General features: G+C 70.4%; 17 protein-coding genes and 1 tRNA gene. 15 read left to right on the top strand and 3 right to left on the bottom strand.

Annotation, left to right across the window (positions count from 1 at the left end; all coding sequences use genetic code 11):
- Positions 1 to 26 precede the first annotated feature (26 nt).
- Complete coding sequence (rsmD, locus tag H8B22_RS11675; RefSeq protein ID WP_187711586.1) at positions 27 to 692, bottom strand: 16S rRNA (guanine(966)-N(2))-methyltransferase RsmD; 666 nt, start codon at positions 690 to 692, stop codon at positions 27 to 29.
- Positions 693 to 757: 65 nt separating this feature from the next.
- Here rsmD and ftsY point away from each other — a divergent pair, with 65 nt between their 5' ends.
- The 4 genes from ftsY to H8B22_RS11655 are packed head-to-tail and all read left to right on the top strand — an operon-like array spanning position 758 to position 4,586.
- Positions 758 to 1,951, top strand: a complete 1,194-nt coding sequence (gene ftsY / locus H8B22_RS11670; protein ID WP_187711585.1) for a signal recognition particle-docking protein FtsY — start codon at positions 758 to 760, stop codon at positions 1,949 to 1,951.
- Positions 1,948 to 3,222: an AsmA family protein gene (locus H8B22_RS11665; protein ID WP_187711584.1), complete on the top strand. Its 1,275-nt coding sequence runs from the start codon at positions 1,948 to 1,950 to the stop codon at positions 3,220 to 3,222. Before ftsY ends, H8B22_RS11665 begins: the two co-directional genes overlap by 4 nt.
- The gene (mutY, locus tag H8B22_RS11660; RefSeq protein WP_187711583.1) at positions 3,219 to 4,310 is read left to right on the top strand and encodes an A/G-specific adenine glycosylase; all 1,092 of its coding nucleotides are present in this window, start codon (positions 3,219 to 3,221) and stop codon (positions 4,308 to 4,310) included. Before H8B22_RS11665 ends, mutY begins: the two co-directional genes overlap by 4 nt.
- 3 nt (positions 4,311 to 4,313) lie before the next feature.
- On the top strand, positions 4,314 to 4,586 hold the full coding sequence (locus H8B22_RS11655) for an oxidative damage protection protein (RefSeq protein WP_187711582.1): 273 nt from the start codon (positions 4,314 to 4,316) through the stop codon (positions 4,584 to 4,586).
- A 23-nt stretch (positions 4,587 to 4,609) separates the two neighbouring features.
- Here the strand turns inward: H8B22_RS11655 and H8B22_RS11650 are convergent, their stop codons facing one another.
- Positions 4,610 to 5,053, bottom strand: a complete 444-nt coding sequence (locus H8B22_RS11650; protein WP_187711581.1) for a DUF6491 family protein — start codon at positions 5,051 to 5,053, stop codon at positions 4,610 to 4,612.
- A 164-nt stretch (positions 5,054 to 5,217) separates the two neighbouring features.
- Between H8B22_RS11650 and H8B22_RS11645 the strand changes: the two genes are divergently transcribed.
- Positions 5,218 to 5,293: transfer RNA gene (locus tag H8B22_RS11645), tRNA-Phe, on the top strand.
- 108 nt (positions 5,294 to 5,401) lie between these two features.
- On the opposite strand, the gene H8B22_RS11640 is transcribed toward H8B22_RS11645, so the two are convergent.
- Entirely contained in the window at positions 5,402 to 7,873 is a 2,472-nt protein-coding gene (locus tag H8B22_RS11640) for a S8 family serine peptidase (protein ID WP_225876194.1), read from the bottom strand.
- 381 nt (positions 7,874 to 8,254) lie between these two features.
- On the opposite strand from H8B22_RS11640, the gene H8B22_RS11635 reads away from it, so the two are divergent.
- The 10 genes from H8B22_RS11635 (at position 8,255) to dxs (ending at position 21,934) form a co-directional block, all read left to right on the top strand.
- Positions 8,255 to 9,133 (top strand): DUF6689 family protein, encoded by an 879-nt coding sequence (locus tag H8B22_RS11635; protein WP_225876193.1) that lies wholly within the window; start codon positions 8,255 to 8,257, stop codon positions 9,131 to 9,133.
- 160 nt (positions 9,134 to 9,293) lie between these two features.
- Positions 9,294 to 10,208 carry an FHA domain-containing protein gene (locus H8B22_RS11630; protein ID WP_187711579.1) on the top strand — a complete coding sequence of 305 codons (915 nt, stop codon included), beginning with the start codon at positions 9,294 to 9,296 and terminating at the stop codon, positions 10,206 to 10,208.
- Complete coding sequence (locus H8B22_RS11625) at positions 10,205 to 13,543, top strand: serine/threonine-protein kinase (RefSeq protein ID WP_187711578.1); 3,339 nt, start codon at positions 10,205 to 10,207, stop codon at positions 13,541 to 13,543. The genes H8B22_RS11630 and H8B22_RS11625 overlap by 4 nt, the downstream gene beginning before the upstream one ends.
- Positions 13,530 to 14,249: a sensor histidine kinase gene (locus H8B22_RS11620; protein WP_225876192.1), complete on the top strand. Its 720-nt coding sequence runs from the start codon at positions 13,530 to 13,532 to the stop codon at positions 14,247 to 14,249. Before H8B22_RS11625 ends, H8B22_RS11620 begins: the two co-directional genes overlap by 14 nt.
- Positions 14,250 to 14,349: 100 nt before the next feature.
- Positions 14,350 to 15,003: a response regulator gene (locus tag H8B22_RS11615; RefSeq protein WP_187711577.1), complete on the top strand. Its 654-nt coding sequence runs from the start codon at positions 14,350 to 14,352 to the stop codon at positions 15,001 to 15,003.
- 207 nt (positions 15,004 to 15,210) lie between these two features.
- Positions 15,211 to 15,696, top strand: coding sequence for an NDR1/HIN1-like protein (locus tag H8B22_RS11610; RefSeq protein WP_187711576.1), 486 nt, complete (start codon positions 15,211 to 15,213; stop codon positions 15,694 to 15,696).
- 114 nt (positions 15,697 to 15,810) lie between these two features.
- Positions 15,811 to 17,601 carry an acyl-CoA dehydrogenase C-terminal domain-containing protein gene (locus tag H8B22_RS11605; RefSeq protein ID WP_187711575.1) on the top strand — a complete coding sequence of 597 codons (1,791 nt, stop codon included), beginning with the start codon at positions 15,811 to 15,813 and terminating at the stop codon, positions 17,599 to 17,601.
- Between the two features lie 163 nt (positions 17,602 to 17,764).
- Positions 17,765 to 18,463 carry an HNH endonuclease gene (locus H8B22_RS11600; protein WP_187711574.1) on the top strand — a complete coding sequence of 233 codons (699 nt, stop codon included), beginning with the start codon at positions 17,765 to 17,767 and terminating at the stop codon, positions 18,461 to 18,463.
- Between the two features lie 157 nt (positions 18,464 to 18,620).
- Positions 18,621 to 19,742: a hypothetical protein gene (locus tag H8B22_RS11595; RefSeq protein ID WP_187711573.1), complete on the top strand. Its 1,122-nt coding sequence runs from the start codon at positions 18,621 to 18,623 to the stop codon at positions 19,740 to 19,742.
- Positions 19,743 to 20,014: 272 nt separating this feature from the next.
- Entirely contained in the window at positions 20,015 to 21,934 is a 1,920-nt protein-coding gene (gene dxs / locus H8B22_RS11590) for a 1-deoxy-D-xylulose-5-phosphate synthase (RefSeq protein ID WP_187713633.1), read from the top strand.
- The last annotated feature ends 44 nt before the right edge of the window (positions 21,935 to 21,978 follow it).

Raw genomic sequence — 21,978 nt, 5'->3', positions numbered from 1 at the left:
GGGTGGTTCGCTCGGAGTTGGCTCGCTCAGATCGGCGATGTGGCGGCTGGCCCGGCCGGATTGGGCGCCAGTGTAGCAGTGGCGCCGCCCCCGGCATCGACGGCGGCATCTGCCCGCCGACGGTACAGCGCGTAGCGGACCTCGCGGGTGCTGCCCTCGCGGTGCAGCGCCCACTCCGCCGGCGGCGCGGCCACGGCGGCGTGCGGCGCCTCCACGTAGAGCCAGGCATTGCGGGCGAGCTTCGGCGCCAGCAGCGGCAGCACGCCGGCCCAGACATTCGCATCGAAGGGCGGATCGACGAAGGCGAGGTCGAACCCGGCCTCGGGCTGCCCGTGCAGCCAGCCCAGCGCGTCCGCGCACACCACGTTCGCCGCCTCGCCGCCCTGCAGGCGCGTGGCCGTGGTGCGCAGCGCCGCGGCGAGTTTCGCGTCGCGCTCGACCAGCACGGCCGACGCCGCGCCGCGCGACAGCGCCTCCAGTCCGAGCGCGCCGCTGCCGGCGAACAGGTCGAGCACGCGTGCGCCCGGCAATACGGGCTGCAGCCAGTTGAACAGCGTCTCGCGCACGCGATCGCTGGTGGGGCGCAGGCCGGGCGCCATCGGCACGTCGAGCCGGGTCCCGCGCCAGCGGCCACCGATGATGCGGACCCGGCCGGGCGCAGCGGGCATGGAACTCGAGCGCGGACGGTTCATCGGGCGGGACTGGGCCGGGGGGCTATCATGTGCACATTCTCGCGCACTCCCGCTTCCCCCTCGCGATGCTCAACTTTTTCCGCCGCAAGAAGCCCGAGGCGTCGCCCGCGACGCCCGCCGAACCGCGTCCGCCGCAGCCGCAGGCGCCACAGGGCGAGACCGGCGCCGGCGCGGATGTCGGCCTCGAAACCGCCACGACAGAAGCGGTGCCCGCGGAAATCATCGCCGCCGCGATGGAAACCGAACCCGCGCAGCGCGCGCCGGCCGAAACCGACAACGTGGCGGCAACCGGGGACGTTGCCGCTGCAACCGGCGACGACACCGCGGCGGCAGCGCCCGGCAAGAAGGGCTGGCGCGAACGCCTGCGCGGCAGCGCCTTCGCACGCACGCTCGGCGGCCTGTTCTCGCGCAACCCGCGCCTGGACGACGACCTGCTCGACGAGATCGAGACGGCGTTGCTGATGGCCGACGTGGGCGTCGCCGCGACCACGCAACTCGTCGCCGACCTGCGCAAGCGCATGAAGGCACGCGAGTTCGCCGACGCCAACGCGCTGCTGGCGGCGCTGCGCGGCGACCTCATCGCGATGCTGCAACCGGTCGCGCAGCCGCTGCAGATAGATCGCGCGGCCCGCCCCTTCGTGCTGCTGACCGTCGGCGTCAACGGCGTCGGCAAGACCACCACCATCGGCAAGCTGGCCAAGCGCTTCAAGGACGAAGGTCGTCCGCTGATGCTCGCCGCGGGCGACACCTTCCGCGCCGCCGCCGTGGCCCAGTTGCAGGCCTGGGGCGAGCGCAACGGCGTGCCGGTCGTTGCGCAGGGCCAGAACGCCGATGCGGCCTCGGTCGCGTTCGATGCGTTGCAGGCGGCCAAGGCACGCGGCACCGAAGTGCTGATCGCCGACACCGCCGGTCGCCTGCACACGCAACAGGGCCTGATGGCCGAGCTGGGCAAGATCAAGCGCGTGATCCAGAAGCTCGATGCCTCCGCGCCGCATGAAGTGCTGATGGTGATCGACGGCACCACCGGGCAGAACGCGCTGTCGCAGCTGCGCCAGTTCCACGCCGCGGTCGGCGTCACCGGGCTGGTGGTCACCAAGCTCGACGGCACCGCGAAGGGCGGCGTGGTGTTCGCGCTGGCGCGCGAGTTCGGCATCCCGATCCGCTTCGCGGGCATCGGCGAACGCCCGGAAGACCTGCGCGTGTTCGACGCCGAAGCCTTCGTCGACGCGCTGCTGCCGGACGCACTCGGCACCGGATGACGCGTCGCCGCCGCACCCTGCTCGTCCTCGCGCTGGTCGCGGTCGCGCTGCTTGTCGCGCTGTACTGGCTGTCGCGTCCGCGCAGTGTTGCCGCACTGGTCACCCGCCAGCTCGGCGCCGCGCTCGGCCTGGAAATCCACGCCGACGGCATCACCGAATACCGGCTGCGCGGCACGCCCCTGCTGGTGCTGCGCAACGTGCGCGTGCGCGAACCGGGCGCGCCCAACCTGCTGCTGACGGCGCGACGCATCCATGTCGCCCTGCCCTGGTCGACGCTGCGCACGCGCGAACTGGTGGCACGCCGCATCGAACTGGATGCGCCCCATCTCGACCTGCCCGCCCTGCAGCACTGGCTGGCGACGCGTCCGCCGTCGGAAAAGCGCCTGCCGCGACTGACCGACGGCCTGCGCATCCGCGATGGCGAAATCGCCAACGACGACTGGCGCATCGATCGCATCGACGTCGACCTGCCGCTGCTGGATCCTGCGCAACCGCTGCGCGCCCGCCTGCGCGGCCGCTACCTCGACGCGCCGCTGGCGATCCCGGTCGACCTCGCCGTGGCGATCGTGCGACCGGACGCATTGATCCGGAACGGCAGCACCGGTTTCGCCACGCACGGCGCGGTGACCATCGGGCACGGCACGGACTGGCGCCTGCCCGCGACCGTGGCGCTGTCGGGTCCCCTGCAGCTCGGCGGCGACGAACTGCGGATCGCGCCGGCGCGCTTGGGCACGGCGGCCACCTACGAATCCGGTACGACGCGCGTTCCCTTCGCCCTCGGCCTGTACGGCCCGCTGCGCTTCGATGAAGCGACCTGGACCTGGGCGCCGGCCGGCGTGGCCTTGCGCCCGCGCGGCACGGACGCGGGCGATCCCATTCCCAAGGCCGATGCGCACGGCACGCTCGCGCTGGGCCGTCGGCTCACCTTGCAGCTCGACGGCGTGCTCGCGCAGTGGCCGCAAGCCTGGCCGGCCTTGCCGCCGCCGCTGGGCCAGTCGACCTCGCCCCTGCCCTTCGCGTTGCGCTACGACGGCGCGGCGGGTTTCACCGACACCGCGACGCTGCGGCTGGCGCGCGATGCCTACCGCTTCGAAGGGCATTTCCGATTGCCGGACATGCTGGCGTGGATCGAACAACCCGCCGGCTCGCCCTTGCCGCCGCTTACGGGTTCGCTGCTCGCACCGAAGATCGAGGTGTCCGGCGCGACGCTGGAAGGCGTCGAAGTGGAATTCGACGACGGCGCGCCGCCGGCTCCAGGAACCCCGCCATGAACGCACCCGCGCTTGCCGCTGCCGGAACCGCGACACCCGCCGACGCCGGCTATGCCGAGCGCCTGCTGCGCTGGTTCGACATCAACGGCCGCCACGACCTGCCCTGGCAGCATCCGCGCACGCCGTATCGCGTGTGGCTGTCGGAAATCATGCTGCAGCAGACGCAGGTCAAGACCGCCATTCCCTACTTCGAGCGCTTCGTCGCCGCGTTGCCGACACTGCCGGCGCTGGCGGCGGCGCCCGGCGACGACGTCATGGCGCTGTGGTCCGGGCTCGGCTACTACGCGCGCGCCCGCAACCTGCAGGCCGCGGCGCGGCGATGCATGGAACAGCACGGCGGCGAGTTGCCGCGCGACATCGACGCGCTGACCGCGTTGCCCGGCATCGGCCGCAGTACGGCGGCGGCGATCCTGTCGCAGGCCTGGGGCGATCGCCACGCGATCCTCGACGGCAACGTGAAGCGCGTGCTCGCGCGCTACCACGGCATCGACGGCTATCCCGGCCAGCCCGCGGTAGAGAAGCAGTTGTGGCAAAGAGCGGAGTCGCACCTGCCCTCCGCGCGCATGGCCGACTACACCCAGGCGCAGATGGACCTCGGCGCCACGCTGTGCACGCGCGCCGATCCCGCGTGCGTGCTGTGCCCGCTGCAGGATGATTGCGTCGCGCGGCGCGAGGGCCGCGTCGCCGAACTGCCCACGCCCAAGCCCGGCAAGCCCGTGCCGCAGAAGCACGCCTGCGTGCTGTGGCTGGAAAACGCCGATGGCGAGGTACTGATGCTGCGTCGCCCACCGACCGGGATCTGGGCCTCGCTGTGGACATTGCCGCAGGCCGATGATGCGAGCGCCTCGCGCGCCTGGTTCGAACACGAGGCGCGCGGCGATTTCAGCCGGGCCAAGGCGCTGCCACCGATCGACCACGCCTTCAGCCACTACAAGCTGCGCCTGCAACCGCTGCGCCTGCGCGATGTCGCGCTGCACGGACGCGTCGGCGACAATGCCGACCTGCGCTGGGTCGCACGCGGTGAATTCGCTTCGCTCGGCATGCCCGCGCCGATCCGCAAGTTGCTGGAAACCAAGCTGGAACCCTGACCGATGCCGCGCACCATCCATTGCGAGTTCGAACACCGCGACGCCGAAGGGCTCGATTTCGTCCCGTGGCCGGGCGAACTGGGCAAGCGCGTGTTCGCCCACATCGGCAAGGCGGCGTGGGCGAAATGGCTGGCGCACCAGACGATGCTGATCAACGAGAACCGGCTCTCGCCGATGAACCCGCAGCACCGCGCCTTCCTCGAGGGCGAGATGCAGAAGTTCCTGTTCGGCGGCGACGCGGAAAAGCCGGCGGGCTACGTGCCGCCGGAGCAGTAACGGCAGCGTCTACACAACCACCGTCAGCTGCTGGCCTTTTCGCCCTCGCGGCGGATGTCCTGCTCCGCGGACTTGATCGCCTTCACGTCGAGCGGGCGGATCTGCTGGATCCGGCACGGCAGCGGATGCGGCTCGCGCCCCACGCCCGTGCGCGGGATCACCTTGTCGAAGCGCGAGTAGACCGTTCCCATCTGGTTGGTCAGCCCGATCGCCTGGGCGAAGTCGAGGTCCGGACACGGCCCATCGACTTCCAGCAGGTAGGCCTCGTTGGGGCGCGTCCAGATGGCGACGGCGGTGTCGCCCAGTGGCGTCCAGCCGTCGATGCGGTTGAGGTAGCGGAAGCTGTCGACCGGCGCCAGGGCATGGGCGCGATACAGGGCCAGCTTGTCGTTGTCGGACATCCCGCCCGTGGCACAGGCGGACAATGCGAGCGCGAACGCGGCGAGCGCGGTTTGCAGGGATTTCATGGCAGCCTCCGACGCGAAACTTGCGTGGTGACTGCATGATGCGCCCGCCGCTAGAGGCCGGAAGGCCGCGCCCGTTTCGTGTTCAGCGAAAATCAGGCTTGCCAGCCGCGCAGCTGAACCGTATCATTCCCGCTCTTTCACGGCCGTTGCACGGCTGGTGAGCCGGCCGGGTAGCTCAGTTGGTAGAGCAGGGGATTGAAAATCCCCGTGTCGGGGGTTCGATTCCCTCCCCGGCCACCATTTATTCAATAGAAAAAGCCCGCAGCGATGCGGGCTTTTTCTTTTTTTCTGTTCCGGAAACCTCCGGAACCGATGGCCCGGCAATGCCGGGTCATCGGGTTTGCCGCATCAGTCCTGCGCCGCCTGATACGCCGCCTGGTAGCGGCCGGCCGCGACCGCATACGCCGCGCGGGTCACCGTCTTGCTCGGGTCGAAGTAGGCGTGCAGCGTCGGCTGCAGGTCGAACGGCCCCTGGGTGACGACGAAGCGCGCGTTTATCAGGCCCTGGTCGAGCGCGAGCTGTGCGTAGCCGCGCAGGCTGGCCGGGATCGAAGCGGCGTCGTCTATCGCGATGCGCTTGCCGTCGTAGAACACGGTGAGCTCGCCACTGAAGCCGCGGGCCTGGTCCTGCAGGCCCATCGCCTGCACCAGCGAATACGCGAGGCTGGCGCGCGTGACGTAGTCGTTCGGACGGAACTGGCCGTTGACCAGGCCCATCACGCCGTCGTGTGCGTTGCTGAGGTCACGCAGCGGCGCACCCTTCGCCACTGCCGCCTCCGCGTAGGCATATGCCGGCGAGGTCGTCGACACGTCGGTGAAGCTGCGCTGTCCGTTGAACGGCAGGTGCTGACGGACGCTGGCCCCCATCAGCAGGTACTGCGCCATTTCCGCGCGCCGCAGGGTCTGGTCGGGGCGGAAGCTCGCGTCCGCATAGCCATCCACCAGGCGGTTGGCCACGGCGAACTCGATCGCCTGCCGCGCGGCATGGCCGGAAATGTCGTTGAGCCCGGTGTAGCCACCGCTCCTGAGGAAGCTGATCTCGCCATTGATCGTTCCCGGCAATGCATAGCCGTTGGTGACCTGCAGCGGATCCAGGCCCGTGCCCGACACCGAACCGATGCCGCGGACGGTGACCTTCCAGGTGCCTGCTTTACCCGGCGCGCCCGTGCTGACAGTGTCTCCAAGCACCGGCAACGCGATCGAGGAGCCGTACTGGTTGCCGTCCGGGTCGGTGAGGACGATCGCGACGGTGTTTGCGTCGACCGTCGCCCGCGCGGCCACCCAGGCGATGTCCGCGCCCACGGTGAAGCTCTGCGATTCGACGGTGCCAACCGGCGCGAAGTCGATCGAGAACGGCACGCTCGGCACGCCGCCGAGCAGCACGGCATTGCTGTTGAAGCTGCGCAGCGCGTTGACGGTGGCACCGAAGTCGCTGCGGATGCCCGTCGCCATCGCCAGTGCTTCATACGCGTTGACATGGCCGCTGCCCGCCTCCCACGCCAGGCGGCCGGTCATGTTGCTTGCGGTTCGGATGAGGATGTCCTTGACCTGCGCAGGCGTGAGGTTGGGATTGGCCTCCAGCAACAGCGCGACGATACCGGCCACGTGCGGCGTCGCCATCGAGGTGCCGCTCATGTGCGTATAGAACGGCAGGTACTGAGGCTCGAGCGTTTCCGCGTCGTGCTGCGCTTCCAGCGGCGGCAGCGCGCCCAGTACGTCGCGGGTCGACACGATGTCGACGCCGGGCGCGACGATGGTCGGCTGGTTGTAGTAGGTCCAGCTCTTGCCGTCGGCCATGGTGAAGGTGCCGCTCTCGCCGCGCTTGCCGCGCGAGGAGAAGCCGGTCAGCACGCCGTCCTTCTCGCCGGCGCCGACGGAGATGACCCACGGCGCCTGTGCGTAGGGATTGTGGGTGTCCTCGCCCGGGCCGTCGTTGCCGGCGGCAAAGACGCTGACGATGCCGCGCTTGTACAACTCATAGCTGGCGATGTTCACCGGGTTTTCCGGATCGAACTTGCCCGACGAACCCCAGGAATTGGACACCACGCGGATCGGCGCAGCGTAGTCGAACTGGCGCGTGGCCGCGTAGTCGAGTCCGCCGACGGCATCGAGAATGAACAGCACCGCGCCGGAGCCGTAGCCGATCAGGTCCGCACCGGGCGCGACACCGCGATACAGGCCGTTGCTGCGCGCGCCATTGCCGCCGACGGTACCGGCGCAATGGGTGCCGTGGCCGGAGCCGAGATCGGTGTTGGGCACGTTGTTGAGGTGCGTGATCGGCACGATGCCCGGCGCGAGGTCCGCGGCAACTTCGGCAAGCACGTTCTGCGGCGCCAGCACGTTGTCGACCACGTGGGTGCCGAGCTTGAGGTCCTCGTGCGTCGCATCGATGCCGGAATCGTTGACCATCACGGTCACGCCGCGGCCGCTGAAGGGCAGCGCGCGACCGTAGTCGCCCGGGTTGGCCTGGGCGCGGGCGGCGCTGGTGATCTCGCGGGCCTCCTTGTTGAAGTAACGCAGCGGGGCGTTCCAGTAGATGGAGGCAACGTCGCTGCGCGCGGCCAGTGCGCGGATTTCCGCCGGCGTGGCGATGACGCCGGCGATCGGCAGGGCGTGCATGGTGACGCCCTTATTGATGCCCAGCGACTGCAGGGCCGCGACCTGGCCGGGCGTGACGGGAGCGGACTGCTTGTAGCTGACGATGACCTGCAGCTCGTCGGTCTGTGCGGCGCCGTCCATGCGCGAGAGCAGTTGCGGATCAAGATGGGCATCGGCAAGGGCCACGCCACTGGCCAGCAGGCCCATGGCGAGTGCGCTCAACTTGATGTGGCTTTGCAAGGAAGCAGCATGGAACGGCATGACGGATCGTCTCCTGAGGGTGCTCCGACGGGAGCAAGCGGGACGAGTCTTCCGTGGCCCGAAGCGGGTGCCCATCCGGAAGAGCCCCCAGGAACGCCGGGGAACTACCCCCAGGCGCCCGCCCCGCCGCGCCTCACACCGCCCGGACCGCGATGACGCAGGCTGCACGCCCCGTTCACACGCGTGAATCACCCCCGAACCTGGGTGGAAACCCCTACAGACGCCGGCCGTGCGAGCCACGTAGTCTCGCGCTCGTGCGGCACCCGGCCGCCTGCGCCGGCCATCCGGCGCACCCGGAAGCGGATGCCGGTTCGATACGGGGAACCCTTTCTGGGAGTTGCAATGCCGAGCCTGTCGCCGAAAGTCGCTGCCTTCGCCCGCAAGGCCCTGCCGCAGCGCGCCGTTGGAATCCTGTCGCTGGCGCTGCTGTATCTCGCCAGCGCCGCCGCCAGCGCCGCCGCCCTGCCGATCACCCTGACCGCGTCGGGCAACCATGCCCAAGCCTCGATCGGCTCGCCCACCCAGCCCATCGCCGAGCTCAGCTTGGACTTCCAGGACGCCACCGGCCTGAGCGCCAGCAGCCTGGGCGTGACCGCCAGCCTCGTCGACCCGCTCGATCCGGCGCTGCTCGCGCGCCTGCCCAGCGCGACCCTCACCACCCTGCCCGGCGCGCTGCCGCTGCTCGTCACCATCGAGCCGCCGGCCGCCGGCGGCCTCAGCTTCCGCAACACCGGGCGGCTCGAGATCCACACCCACGCGATTCCCTACTCGATCGGCAGCTCGTTCCGCGTGTTCAAGGCACCGTTGGGCGGCGCGTTCCGCGACGTGACCGACGAGATCGCCCAGGGCAGCGTGCGCGCGCGCACCACCTACGGCGGGTTCTCGCAGTTCCTGATCCTGGTCGACGTCCGCAATACCGCCGACGTGGTCGAAGAGAAACTCACCTGGCTGCGCGCCAAGGTCGCGGCATTGCCGGCCGGCGAACGCCCCGCGTTCGACGCCCTGCTCGACCAGGCCGAGGCCGGCGCGGACGGCGCCGACTACGCCGCGGCAATCACCGCGATCGACGCGCTGCGGGCCCGCGCCCAGGCCCGCGCCGGCCAGCAGCTCGCCAACGAATGGCGCGCAACGCGCGACGTGACCAACCAGGCGGGCGAGCTGGTCGCAGGCGCCAACACCCTGCGCTTCAGCGTCGCCTACCTGCGCGACTTCGGTCAGTAACGCTCGGTCGCCGGCGGCGCGCGCGCAGCAGCACAGCGACGCGCGCACGCTTCGCAGCGCTGACGCAGCTCTCCGGGCAGCGAACCCGCGCGTGATCCGCGGCACATTTCGCCGCGGAGGCCGCCCCGGGGCGACCAGCGGCGCGCGCTAAGATGCGGCCATGCAGGCCCGCCTGACTGCCTACCCACCCGATGCCGCGGCCCTGAGCCGCTGGCTGCAGCCCGGCATGCGGCTGCGCATCGGCCGCGATCCCGGTTGCGACCTGGTGATCGAACACCCTTCCGTTTCGCGCGCCCATGCCGAGTTGAGTCACGACGGCAGCGACTGGCGCCTGCGCGACCTGGGCAGCAAGAACGGCAGCTTCGTCGATGGCATCCCCGTCAGCGACCACCCCATCCGCAGCGACTGCTGGCTGCGCCTGGGCGACTGCTACTGCGACTTCGGCGTATTCGATGCGGTGCAGGCGGCCGCGTTGCAGGCGCACCGTGCCGAACGCGTCGCGCTGTCGCAGGCCTTGGCGCACAGGATCTCGCTGCCCGGAAGCCGCGGCGATTCGCTGCCGGCGCAGGTGCTGCGCGGCGTGGTCGAGTTGTCCGGCAGCGATCGCGGTTTCCTGTTGCTGGCCGATCCGGGCACCGCCGATTTCAGCGTGCGCGCCAGCCTGCAACTCGATGCGCAGGCGCTGGACCAGCGCGCATTCTCGGGCAGCGTCGGCGCGGTGCAGCGCGTGCTCACCGAAGGCCGGCCGCTGGTGGTCAACGACGTCGGCAACGAGGGTTGGCTGGCCGGTCGTGCATCGGTCGTCGCCGGCGCCCTGTGCACCCTGGTGTGCCTGCCGCTGCGCGATGGCGCGCGCGTGATCGGTGCGGTGTACGCGGACCGCCGCAGCGCGCCCGACGGCAGCCGCGGCGAACCCGTCACCGACTTCGACATGGAACTGATTGGCGCCTTCGCCGAAAGCGCAACGCTGTACCTGCTCGCCAGCCGCGCAGTGCAGTCGCTGGACGATGCACCGCGCTGGCAGACCATCGTCGACGGGCAGTCCGACCGCGCACCGCGCGCCGGCACCGCATGACCGAGCCGACCGCCACCGGGCTCCACGCCCAGCACCAGCACGCGCCCGGCTCGATCCTCGCCGGGCGCTTCCGCATCGAGGCGATGCTGGGCATCGGCGGCATGGGCGTGGTGTACCGCGCCACCGACCTGGCGCTGGATGTTCCGGTCGCGTTGAAGCTGTTGCGGCCCGAACTCGCCCAGCGCGCGGACGCCTTCGAGCGTTTTCGCCAGGAACTGCTGCTGGCGCGGCAGGTGTCGAGTCCGCGCGTGGTGCGCATCCACGACCTCGCCCAGCATGACGGCCAGTGGCTGATCAGCATGGATTACATCGACGGCGAAGGGCTCGACCGCCGCCTCGACCGCGAGGGCGCGCTGCCGCCCGAAGTCGCAACCGCCATCGCCCGGCAACTGGCGGAAGGCCTCGCCGCCGCACACGCCAGCGGCGTGGTCCACCGCGATCTCAAGCCCGCGAACGTGCTCATCGATCGCGCCGGCAACGCCTACATCAGCGACTTCGGCGTGGCGCGCTCGCTGGCGAGCAACGGCCTGACCCAATCCGGCGCCGTGGTCGGCACGCCCGACTACCTCTCGCCCGAACAGGCGCGCGGCGACACGATCGATGCGCGCAGCGACCTCTACACGCTCGGCCTGATCCTGTACGAGATGCTGACCGGCGCGATGCCGTTCCAGGGCGGCACGCTCAGCGAGATCCTCGCCCAGCGCATGCTGCGCTCGCCGCCGCCGGTGACGCAGGCGAAGCCGCAGACTCCGGCGTGGCTCGCGCGCCTCACCGACCGCCTGCTGCGCGTGCAGCCCGCGCACCGGTTGCAGAGCGCAGTAGCGATCGTCCGTGCGATCGACACGCGCGAGGTGCCGCGCGACTTCGCGCTCACGCGGCGGCATGCCGCCATCGCCGCCGTGCTGGCAGCCGCACTCGCCGGCGGCGGCTATGCCGCATGGCGTTACACGCATCCATCGACGCCGGCCAGCGTCGCCACGGTCGCGCCGCTGCACCGCGTGCTGGTGATGCCGCTGACCACGCCGCGCGACGCCATCGGCGAAGGCCGCGCCCTCGCCCTCGCCGAACTGCTGCGCGCGGCATTGCAGGCCAGCCCGGGCGTCGCGGTCGTCGATGGCGAACGCACCGGCCAGGCCCTGCGCCAGCTCGATCCTGCCGCCTCGGGCAAGCCCGACGCCGCGGCCTTGCAACGCATCGTCGGCGCCGACCGCGTGCTGCAGCTCGAACTGCTTCCATCCGCCGGCAAGCGCTGGCAGGCGAAAGCGACGCTGCGCACGAACGGCGCGGAGGAGACCGCGTTCGAGGCCACTGCAAGCGATCCAGCCACCGCCTTCACGCAACTGGCGACCTCCGCGGCGCTGGCCAAGGCACTGGGCGCACGTACGGCAAGCGTGCCCTTCGCCCTACCGCCATGCGCGCAACCGTGCACCGACGCCGCCCTCGATGCCTTCGGCGCCGCGCTCCTCGCCCGCCAGCGAAGCGCCCCCGCCGACGCGCTGGCGCAGGTACGCAAGGCCACGGCCGCGGCGCCCGGCTTTGCCCTCGCCTGGCTGCTGCAGGCCGACATGGCGCAGGCGGTGGGCGAAACCGACCTCGCCTATGAAGCGATCGAAGCCGGCCAGCGCAGCGCCGACGCAGCGCGCACGCCAGTGTTGCAACGCCGCTTGCGCGCCGAACGCGCCCTGCTCGATGGTGACCCGCCCGCGGCGGCCGCCGAATGGCGGGCGGAACTGGCGCAGACCCCCGACAACACCTTCGCCGAACTCGGCCAGGCCCGCGCGCTGGGCGCCGGCGGCGACTTTGGCGGCGCCATCGCCGCGCTGCAGAAGCTGGTTGCGCGCGATCCCAACGACCCGCGCGCCTGGTTCGAACTGGGCAAGTTCTCGATCCTCGCCGGCGACGCGCAGCGCGCGGTCGACGAGTACCTGGTGCGCGCGCTGGTGCTCTACAAGCGCAGCGGCAACCGCTACGGCGAAGCCGAGGCCGCCAACGCACTCGGCATCGGTTACGCGCGCCTGGGCCAGACCCTGGATGCGGAGAAGCAGTACCGCGAAGCGGTGGAGCTGCGCCGCGCCGTCGGCAACCGGCGCGGGCTGGCGACCAGCCTGCGCAACCTCGGCAACATCCTCAGCCAGCAGGGCAAGTTCGACGCCGCCGCCGACGCATTGAAGCAGGCCGCCGAACTGCACGCGACGCTGGGCGACCGCGGCGGCCTGGCCGCGGTCGAGAACGAACGCGGCATCCTCGCCGAGGAACGCGGCGACTACCCGGCGGCCCTCGCCCACTTCCGCGCCGCGTTGCAGGCCTGGCAGCAGCTCGGCGAGAAAGGCGGCACCGCGCAGGCGCTCAACGACATCGGCTTCGCGCACTACCAGCTGGGTGCCTACGACGACGCGCAGGCCTACCTGGTGCAGTCGGCGAACGCCTATCGCGAACTGGGCGACCAGACCGGCCTGATCCGCACGCAGCAGAACCTCGGCCTGTTGGCGATCGCGCGCGGTCAGTGGAGCGAGGCCCGACGGCAGCTCGATGCATCGCTGGCCGCGGCGGAAAAGCAACAGATGCTCGAGGAAGCCGCGGTCAGCCGGCGCAACCTCGCCGAACTGGAACTGCAACAGGGCCACATCGACGCCGCGATCGAACAGGCCACCCGCGCCGAAGCGCTGTTCCGCGAACGCGAGGACGCGCGCGGCATCGCCGATGCCGGCCTACTGCGCGTGCAGGCCTTGCTGGCGGTGCGTGCCGACGCCGAAGCGCGCAAGGCGCTGGCTGCGCTCGCTGCCGCCATTGCGCAGGCGTCGTCGGAGCAGCAGGGAATCGCGGCATTGCTGCAGGCCGAACTCGCCGTCCGCGCCGGCGACCAGGCCGCCGCAACGCAGGCGATCACGCGGGCCCGCACGCTGGCGCGCGCCTCGGGCGTGCGCCACTTGCAGTTGCAGGCGGCGCTGCAGGCCACGCGGCAGGAGCCGCGCGCGTCCCCCGACCTGGAGCGGGACACCGCCGCGCTCGGCAATGTCCCGCTGCGGCTGCGCTACCTGCTCGCGTCGATGCAATCGGCGGCCGCGCGCGCGGATTCCGTCGCCCTGCTCGGCGCGTACCGCCAGGCCGTGCCCCTCCTGCGCCGCGGCGACTACGTCGACGCATGGCGACTGCACGAGCTTGTACGCAAGTCCTGCGTCGACAGTGCGGGACGCGCATCGCCGTCCTGCGGCGAAACCGCCGACAGCGCGCTGGGCAAGCTGCGCGCCCGCATTCCGGTGCCGCTGCGCCCCGGCTTCGACCGCTCGCTGCCACCGCGCAACGACGCACTGCCATTGGCCGATGCCGATGGATGACCTGGCCGCCCTGCGCCAGCAATACCAGGACCTGCTCGATCGCCTGCAGCGCAACGAGCGCGAATTCCGCCGCCTCGGTCGCGCGGTGTGGCGGGTGCAGGAAGACGAACGCCGGCGCCTCGCGCGCGAACTGCACGACGGCGTCGGCCAGAACCTGACCGCGATCAAGCACCGGCTCGCCGCGATCACCGCCACGCTGCCGGAAGCCAACGCCGACGCGCGCGCCGCGCTGGAAGCCACGATCGCCCTGTGCGGCGACACCCTCGAGGACACACGCCAGCTGTCACGCCTGCTGCGCCCGCCGGTGCTCGACGACCTCGGGCTCGAAGCCGCGCTGCGCTGGCTCGCGCGCAGTCAGGGCGAAGCCAGCGCACTCGACATCGCCGTCGACATCGGCCAGCTGCCGCCGCTCGACGCCGACCTGCAGACGCTGCTGTTCCGCGTCGCCCAGGAGGCACTGAACAACATCGCCAAGCATGCCGAGGCCAGCAGTGTGTTGCTGCGGCTGGTGGTGCGCGGCGGCCTGATCCAGTTGCAGGTGGCCGACGACGGCCGCGGCTGCGACCCGGACGCGGCCCTGCACAGCGGCGGCAGCGGACTGGGTGGCATGCGCGAACGCCTGCGCCTCTACGAAGGCCGGCTGGAACTCCATTCGGCCACTGGCGAAGGCACCCGCCTGCGCGCCGTGGTGCCGTTGCCCGACTGATCCACAAGCTGCACCGTCCGTCGTCGTGCGCGCCCACGCCATCGGTCCGGCCGCATCCGCCGGCTTGACGCGCCCGCCTCGCCACGCGCAGGTTAGCCGCATGGGGAATCCTGCTGCCGTGCGCATTCTGGTCGCCGACGACCACACTCTCGTCCGCGAATCGCTGGTCAACCTGTTGCAGGGCTCCGCCGACCTCAAGGTGGTCGCGCAGGCCTCCGACGGGCTGGAGACCATCGAGAAGGCGCTCGCAACCCGCCCCGACATCGTCATTACCGACATCTCGATGCCGCACCTCAACGGCATCGAAGTCGTGCGCCGCCTGCGCGAATCGCTGCCCGAGGCGCGCGTGCTGGTGCTGACCATGCACAGCGAGGACGAATACGTCCTGCAACTCGTGCGCGCCGGCGCCTCCGGCTACCTGGTCAAGGACAGTGCCGCGTCCGAGCTGCTCGCCGCCATCCAGTGCCTGCGCGACGGGCGCGGCTACTTCGGCCCGCAGGCCGCGCGCATCCTCGCCGAACAGCTGCAGAACCCCGAGCGCCAGGTCGACGATCCCTATGGCCGGCTCACCCCGCGCGAGCGCGAGGTGTTCCACCTCATCGCCGAAGGCATGACCACCAAGGAAATCGCCCGCGCCCTCGACATCAGCGCCAAGACCGCGGAGAACCACCGCGCCCGCGTGCTCGACAAGGTCGGGGTACGCAACACCGCCGAACTGGTGCGGTTCGCCCTGCGCAAGGGGCTGCTCGACTGAATCGACATGGGTGGATTGCCGGATAGCCGCGGGCTGCCGTGCGCCGACATGCTGCGGACACCGCGGTGAAGTCCGGCCCAGACGCCACCGCGGCCACACAGGCCGCTGCCATCCCCAGGCCTGCGAAGCCCGCCACAGGAGTGTGGCGGGCTTCATCTTTTGTGCGTTGGTATGCTCGCCTCTCAATATCCAATGCGGAGCAGCGGCATGAAGGCAGGATCGTGGATGCGCGGAGTTGCGGTCGCCGCAGGCATGGCGCTGTTGCTGGGCGCCTGTTCCCACGGCCCGGTGCGCCGGGTGTCCGAGCCGTCGGCGCTGGTCCAGCAGCTCACCGTGCGCGCCGATGGCCGCTGGTCGGTGGACGTGCGCATCGAGAACTTCAGCAGCATCCCGATGCGCTTCGATTCGTACGACCTGGTACTCGCGTTCGGCGACAACGAGGCCGGGCATGTCACCGCGCAGCCGGCGATCTCGATCGGGCCCGAATCCGCCGACGTCGTCACCACCGTCTTCACCCCGCAGGCCGCGGCCAAGCTGGCCGTCGCCGATGCGCTCGCCGGTGGACGCAGCATCGCCTACACGCTCAGCGGCACGATCACGGCCACGCCGGACGAGAAGAAGCAGCGCAGCTTCACCGTCAAGCGCGGCAGCCAGCTCAATCCCGCCCCCGGCCTGCCGGGCGTGCTGCGCTGACGGCCGCATTTCTTCGCCGCTTGAAGTCCCGGCTCTAAACCGCGGCAGCAGACTTCCGCGCATCCCTGCCGGCTTTGTTTCCGGCATCCCCACCGCAAGCATCCGGCAGCCGACATGAGCACCTACAAAGCCCCACTCAGCGACATCCGCTTCGTGCTGTTCGACCTGCTCGGCGCCGAACAGGAATACGCGCGCCTTGGCCACACCGACGCGACGCGCGACGTGCTCGATGCGGTGCTCGACGAGGCCGCGCGCTTCACCGAGACCGTGCTCGCGCCGCTCAACGACGTCGGCGACCGCATCGGCTGCAAGTTCGACCAGGACACCGGCGCGGTCACCACCCCGCCCGGCTTCAAGCAGGCCTACGCGCAGTTCGTCGAGGGCGGCTGGACCGGCCTGGTGTCGCCGCTGGAATTCGGCGGCCAGGGCCTGCCGTACAGCGCCGGCGTGCCGCTGAAGGAAATGATCGACGCGGCCAACCTGGCTTGGGGCAACTTCCCGCTGCTCTCGCACGGCGCCACCGACGCGCTGCTGCACCACGGCGAGGACTGGCAGCGCGAGGTGTTCCTCAAGCCGCTGGTCGACGGCCGCTGGACCGGCACCATGTGCCTCACCGAGCCGCATTGCGGCACCGACCTCGGCCTGATCAAGACCAAGGCGGTTCCCAACGCGGACGGCACCTACGCGATCTCCGGCACCAAGATCTTCATCACCGCCGGCGAGCACGACATGGCGGACAACATCATCCACCTGGTGCTGGCCAAGCTCCCCGACGCACCGGCGGGCAGCAGGGGCATCTCGCTGTTCATCGTGCCCAAGCACCAGGTCGCCCGCGACGGCACGATCGGCGCCGCCAATGCCGTGCGCTGCGGCAGCATCGAACACAAGATGGGCATCCACGGTTCGGCCACGTGCGTGATGAACTTCGATGGCGCGCAGGGTTATCTCATCGGCCAGCCGAACAAGGGCCTGATGGCAATGTTCACCATGATGAACACCGCGCGCCTCGGCGTCGGAGTGCAGGGCCTGGGTCTGTCCGATCGTGCGTGGCAGAACGCGTTGCGCTATTCGCGTGAACGCCTGCAGAGCCGCTCGCTGTCCGGCGCGAAGTTCCCGGACAAGCCGGCCGATCCGATCATCGTGCAGCCCGACGTGCGCCGCATGCTGCTCACCTGCAAGGCGCTGGTCGAAGGCGGGCGCGCGTTGAGCTACTTCGCCGGCCTGCAGGTCGACGTCTCCGAACGCGCACCGACGCCGGAAGAACGCGAGCAGGCCGACGCGCTGGTCGGCTTCCTCACCCCGATCGTGAAGGCCTGCCTGACCGAATGGGGCATCGAATGCACCTACCAGGCGCTGCAGTGCTTCGGCGGCCACGGCTACATCGCCGAACACGGCATGGAGCAGCTGGCCCGCGATGCGCGCATCACCACGCTGTACGAAGGCACCACCGGCATCCAGGCGCTCGACCTGCTCGGCCGCAAGATCCTGCAGTTGCAGGGCGCGGGGCTGAAGACCTTCCTCGCCATGGTCACGCGCTTCTGCGATGCCGAGTCCGGCAATGAAGCCGCTGCCGAACTGATCGGCCCGCTGCGCGAGAAGGTCGCGCAATGGCAGCAGCTCACGCTGCAGGTCGGCCAACGCGCGATGGCCAACCCGGAGGAAGTCGGCGCCGCGTCGTACGACTACCTGATGTACTCGGGCTACGTCGCCCTCGCCTACTTCTGGGCGCGCAGCGCGGCCGCCGCACATGCCTCGGCGTACTCCGACGCGTTCAAGCAGGCCAAGCTGGAAACCGCGCGCTTCTATTTCGCGCGCATCCTGCCGCGCACGCTGACGCATGCTGCCGCCATCGCCAGCGACGCCGGCACGCTGACGCGCCTGGACGAGTCCGCGTTCGACGCGTAAGGCGGGCCCCAGCCCGCCGCATTCACCTGACACCCCGCAGCGCGGCACCCCGCCGCCTGCGGTTCACGACGGCCACCGCGACGGACCAGCCGGTGCCCGCCACGGCATAAATCACGCCACGAGTACACAAACCGTAACCAGAGGCGTATAAGCTGATGACCCGATGGAGACCGACAGAGCCAATCTGAGACTGGTCCGCACCGGAACCCGCGCGGCGGACCTGCTCGCGCGTGATCCGGCCCTCCACTCGACGCCTGAATTTGCTTCCCGCCCCGCCACGGACCGCCTCAATGCGGTCCGTTTGCTTTCTCTGGATGCCCACGGTCGCGTCCTCGACTGGATGAGCTGGCAGGACGCCGCCTGTCTGTATGCCCGCGGCGCGGTGGCCTGGACGCTGGGCGACCCCTGCCTGCAGGTGCACGGCGGCACCTGCCGCATGACCGGCGAGCAGAGCCTGCTCGAACTGCACCCGATCGTCGCCGCACGCGGCCATGCGCGCGCGCATGCGCTGGACCCGACGCCGGCGCTGACCAACGCCGCGCTCTTCGCCCGCGACGCCTACCTGTGCCTGTACTGCGGCCACGACTTCCCGCGCCCGCAGCTCACCCGCGACCACGTGCTGCCGGTGTCCAAGGGCGGGCGCGATGTGTGGGAGAACGTCGTCGCCGCCTGCTTCCACTGCAACTCGCGCAAGGGCAACCGCACCCCGCAGCAGGCCAGCATGCCCCTGCTCGCGGTGCCGTACCGGCCAAGCTGGGTCGAGCACCTGATCCTCAGCAACCGCAACATCCTCGCCGACCAGATGGCCTTCCTGAAGGCGCAGCTGCCCAAGCGCGCGCGGCCGGAGCTCGCGGTCCAGTAACGCGATCGCCGCGGACACCCGCAATACGAGGGGATCCGCGTGATGCGTGTCCCAAGTGAACGAGGCGCGTCACAAGCTGACGTTACCCGCGCGTTGACGGCCTTATGCCGCCGCGCAACACTCGCCGCCTTGTCATATTCATGAAATGGACCGGCACATGCTCCCGACTTTCGGCCTCACCGGCATGGATGCCGCCACGGAAACCGCCCTGAAATCCGCCTTCGCCGAGGCGAGCATGCGCCTGGGCGGCCGCTGGCCGCTGGTGTCGGAACAGGACGCGAGCCACGTCCTCGTCGACATGGACAGCATGTACGGCCCGATGAGCTGGCTGCGCCTGCACGGCGCCGGCAAGGTGGTGATCGGACTGACCTCGGCGCCGCGCGCGCAGACCGACTTCCGCCTGGGCAAGCCGTTCAACGCCGAATCGGTCGCCGACCTGCTGCAGCAGATCGCGCCGTCCGAGGGCGCGCCGCACGGCATCACCCCGGCGCCCGCCCCGCAGCACCAGCTGCCGGAGGAACTCGCCAGGCCTGTGAGCGAAGAGGCCGCCGCCCCGGACCAGCCGCCGTCCGCCGCCGTGGCCGCCACGCTGGACACGCCCGCCGCACCGCCGGCGCCGTCCGTGGCCGCTCCGAGCGCCGCGCCGCCGGCACCGAGCGCGACCGCCCCGGTGATCGAAACGCCGGCTCCGGCACCGCCGGCCGCACCGTCCCCGTCGCGCGATCGCACCCTGATCGACTGGCTCGCCCCCGGCCAACTGGCGGGCCGCGTGCGCCTGCAGCGCGGCGGCACCGGTGTGCTGCTCGACCTCGACCAGCACCTGTACTTCGGCCCGGCCACGCTCAAGCCGCTCGCGGCCCACGTCGAATCGGTGCTCACGGCCGGCGACTTCGTCGCGGTCGACACCGCCACCTGGAACAGCGAATCGACCATGCACGGCGCCGCGCAACCGCTGGCGCGCCTGCTGTGGTTCTGCGCCCTGCAGGCCGGCAAGGGCAAGCTGATGCCCGGCTTCGACCCGGCCGCGCAGTACCGCCTGCTGAAGTGGCCGCAGACCGAGCGCGAGTTCCCCAAGCACTTCCGCATCGCCACGGCGATGATGAAGGGGCCGGCGACGCTGGATGAAGTCAGCGCGGCCTGCGGCGTGCCCGCGTCCGAGGTCGCCGATTTCGTCAACGCGAACCTCGCCACCGGCTACGCCGAGCCCTACCGCGAACCGGAACCGGAGCCGGAGCCGCAGAAGTCCGGCGGCCTGTTCGGGCGCCTGCGCGGGCGCTGAGGCGACGGGATCGAAAAGGGGCGGCTTCGGCCGCCCTTTTTCATGTCCGCAAGCTGGTCATCCCGAGCGCAGCAAGGAGCTGTTCTTGCGCGCGAGCCCGGAAAGCAGGTCCCTCGCTGCGCTCGGGAAGACAGCGGGGGCTTCCGGGCAACCGGCAGCGGGGAGCTTCCGGGAAGAAACTGCCTTGCTTGCCCCCATCCGCACCCAGCGGGACAATGACCGACTTGCCGTTCGTGCCGTTGTGGCCGGCGTTTCCCAAGCATGTCCCCCGCATGATCGATCCGCAGCGTTATCCGCGCCTTTCCCGCATCCAGGTTCCCGCCGACCTGCGCCAGTTCCCCGAAGAGGAACTGCGCGCCGTCGCCGATGAACTGCGCGCCTACCTGATCGAACAGGTGGCGATGGTCGGCGGCCACTTCGGCGCCGGGCTGGGCGTGATCGAACTCACCGTCGCCCTGCACTGGCTGTTCGACACGCCGGTCGACCGCCTGGTGTGGGACGTCGGCCACCAGTGCTACCCGCACAAGATCCTCACCGGCCGCCGCGACAGCATCCACACGGTCAAGCAGAAGGACGGCGTCGCGCCGTTCCCCAAGCGCGAGGAATCCGAGTACGACACCTTCGGCGTCGGCCATTCCTCCACCTCGATCTCCGCCGCGCTCGGCATGGCCGTGGCGCTGCAGCGCGCGGGCGACGAGCGCAAGGTCGTCGCGGTGATCGGCGATGGCGCGATGACCGCGGGCATGGCGTTCGAGGCGCTGATGCATGCCGGCGGCATGGGCGATGCCAATGGCGGCAGCGAACCCAACCTGCTGGTGATCCTCAACGACAACCAGATGTCGATCTCCGAGAACGTCGGCGGTCTGACCAAGATGCTCGGCCGCCTCACCGGCAGCCGCACCCTCAATGCGATCCGCGAAGGCGGCAAGAAGCTGCTGGGCGACAAGCACAAGCCGGCGGCGAAGTTCGTCAAGCGCTGGGAAGAACACTGGAAGGGCATGTTCGTGCCCTCCACGCTGTTCGAGGAAATGGGCTTCCACTACACCGGCCCGATCGACGGCCACGACCTGCCTGCGCTGCTGGCGGCGATGAAGACGCTCAAGGGCCTCAAGGGCCCGCAGCTGCTCCACATCCTCACCACCAAGGGCAAGGGCTACGAACTCGCCGAAGGCGACCAGATCGGCTACCACGCGGTCGGTCCGTTCGATCCCAGCAAGGGCCTGGTGGCGAAGCCCGGCGCGAAGAAGCCGACCTACACCGACGTCTTCGGCGACTGGCTGTGCGACATGGCCGCGGCCGATCCGAAGCTGCTGGCGATCACGCCGGCGATGCGCGAAGGCTCGGGCCTGGTGCGCTTCAGCAAGGAATTCCCGGAGCGCTATTTCGACGTCGCCATCGCCGAGCAGCACGCGGTGACGCTTGCCGCGGGCATGGCCTGCGAGGGCGCCAAACCGGTGGTCGCGATCTACTCGACCTTCCTGCAGCGCGGCTATGACCAGCTCGTGCACGACGTGGCGATCCAGAACCTCGACGTGCTGTTCGCGATCGATCGCGGCGGCGTGGTCGGCCCCGACGGCGCCACGCATGCGGGCAACCTCGACCTCTCCTACCTGCGTTGCGTGCCGAACATGGTGGTGATGGCGCCGGCCGACGAGAACGAGTGCCGGCAGATGCTCAGCACCGGCCATCGCCACGCAGGCCCGGCCGCCGTGCGCTACCCGCGCGGCACCGGCCCGGGCGTGGCGATCCAGCCCGCGCTCGACACGTTGCCGATCGGCAAGGGCGACGTGCGCCGCCGCGGTTCGCGCATCGCCCTGCTCGCGTTCGGCGCGATCGTGCCGGCGGCCAGCGCCGTCGGCGAGGAGCTCGGCCTCACCGTCGCCAACATGCGTTTCGTGAAGCCGCTGGACCGCGAGCTAGTGCTGGAGCTGGCGAAAACGCACGAAGGCTTCGTCACCCTCGAGGACAACGTCGTCGCCGGTGGCGCCGGTGCCGGCGTGGCGGAACTGCTCGCCGCCGAAGGCATCGTCCTGCCGATCCTGCACCTCGGCCTGCCCGACGAATTCCAGCACCACGCCAGCCGCGAACAGCTGCTGGCGGAAGCCGGCCTCGATGTCGCCGGCATCCGCGCGGCCGTGCTCGCACGCTGGCCGCAGCTCGCCACGGCCCAGGCCCGCAGCGCCGCCGTCTGAACCTTGCAATCCGATGACCGCGTCATGCCGCGGTCATCTGGATG

The organism is Lysobacter terrestris (genome assembly GCF_014489475.1).
GTDB lineage: Bacteria > Pseudomonadota > Gammaproteobacteria > Xanthomonadales > Xanthomonadaceae > Agrilutibacter > Agrilutibacter terrestris.
Note: the sequence above shows the minus strand (reverse complement) of the source record. Positions and strands in the feature narration are given on the sequence as shown.

Excerpts from the sequence above, each read along its gene's own strand:
- rsmD (WP_187711586.1), bottom strand. The coding sequence starts at position 692 with ATGAACCGTCCGCGCTCGAGTTCCATGCCCGCTGCGCCCGGCCGGGTC.
- ftsY (WP_187711585.1), top strand. The coding sequence starts at position 758 with ATGCTCAACTTTTTCCGCCGCAAGAAGCCCGAGGCGTCGCCCGCGACG.
- H8B22_RS11665 (WP_187711584.1), top strand. The coding sequence starts at position 1,948 with ATGACGCGTCGCCGCCGCACCCTGCTCGTCCTCGCGCTGGTCGCGGTC.
- mutY (WP_187711583.1), top strand. The coding sequence starts at position 3,219 with ATGAACGCACCCGCGCTTGCCGCTGCCGGAACCGCGACACCCGCCGAC.
- H8B22_RS11655 (WP_187711582.1), top strand. The coding sequence starts at position 4,314 with ATGCCGCGCACCATCCATTGCGAGTTCGAACACCGCGACGCCGAAGGG.
- H8B22_RS11650 (WP_187711581.1), bottom strand. The coding sequence starts at position 5,053 with ATGAAATCCCTGCAAACCGCGCTCGCCGCGTTCGCGCTCGCATTGTCC.
- H8B22_RS11635 (WP_225876193.1), top strand. The coding sequence starts at position 8,255 with ATGCCGAGCCTGTCGCCGAAAGTCGCTGCCTTCGCCCGCAAGGCCCTG.
- H8B22_RS11630 (WP_187711579.1), top strand. The coding sequence starts at position 9,294 with ATGCAGGCCCGCCTGACTGCCTACCCACCCGATGCCGCGGCCCTGAGC.
- H8B22_RS11625 (WP_187711578.1), top strand. The coding sequence starts at position 10,205 with ATGACCGAGCCGACCGCCACCGGGCTCCACGCCCAGCACCAGCACGCG.
- H8B22_RS11620 (WP_225876192.1), top strand. The coding sequence starts at position 13,530 with ATGCCGATGGATGACCTGGCCGCCCTGCGCCAGCAATACCAGGACCTG.
- H8B22_RS11615 (WP_187711577.1), top strand. The coding sequence starts at position 14,350 with ATGGGGAATCCTGCTGCCGTGCGCATTCTGGTCGCCGACGACCACACT.
- H8B22_RS11610 (WP_187711576.1), top strand. The coding sequence starts at position 15,211 with ATGAAGGCAGGATCGTGGATGCGCGGAGTTGCGGTCGCCGCAGGCATG.
- H8B22_RS11605 (WP_187711575.1), top strand. The coding sequence starts at position 15,811 with ATGAGCACCTACAAAGCCCCACTCAGCGACATCCGCTTCGTGCTGTTC.
- H8B22_RS11600 (WP_187711574.1), top strand. The coding sequence starts at position 17,765 with ATGGAGACCGACAGAGCCAATCTGAGACTGGTCCGCACCGGAACCCGC.
- H8B22_RS11595 (WP_187711573.1), top strand. The coding sequence starts at position 18,621 with ATGCTCCCGACTTTCGGCCTCACCGGCATGGATGCCGCCACGGAAACC.
- dxs (WP_187713633.1), top strand. The coding sequence starts at position 20,015 with ATGATCGATCCGCAGCGTTATCCGCGCCTTTCCCGCATCCAGGTTCCC.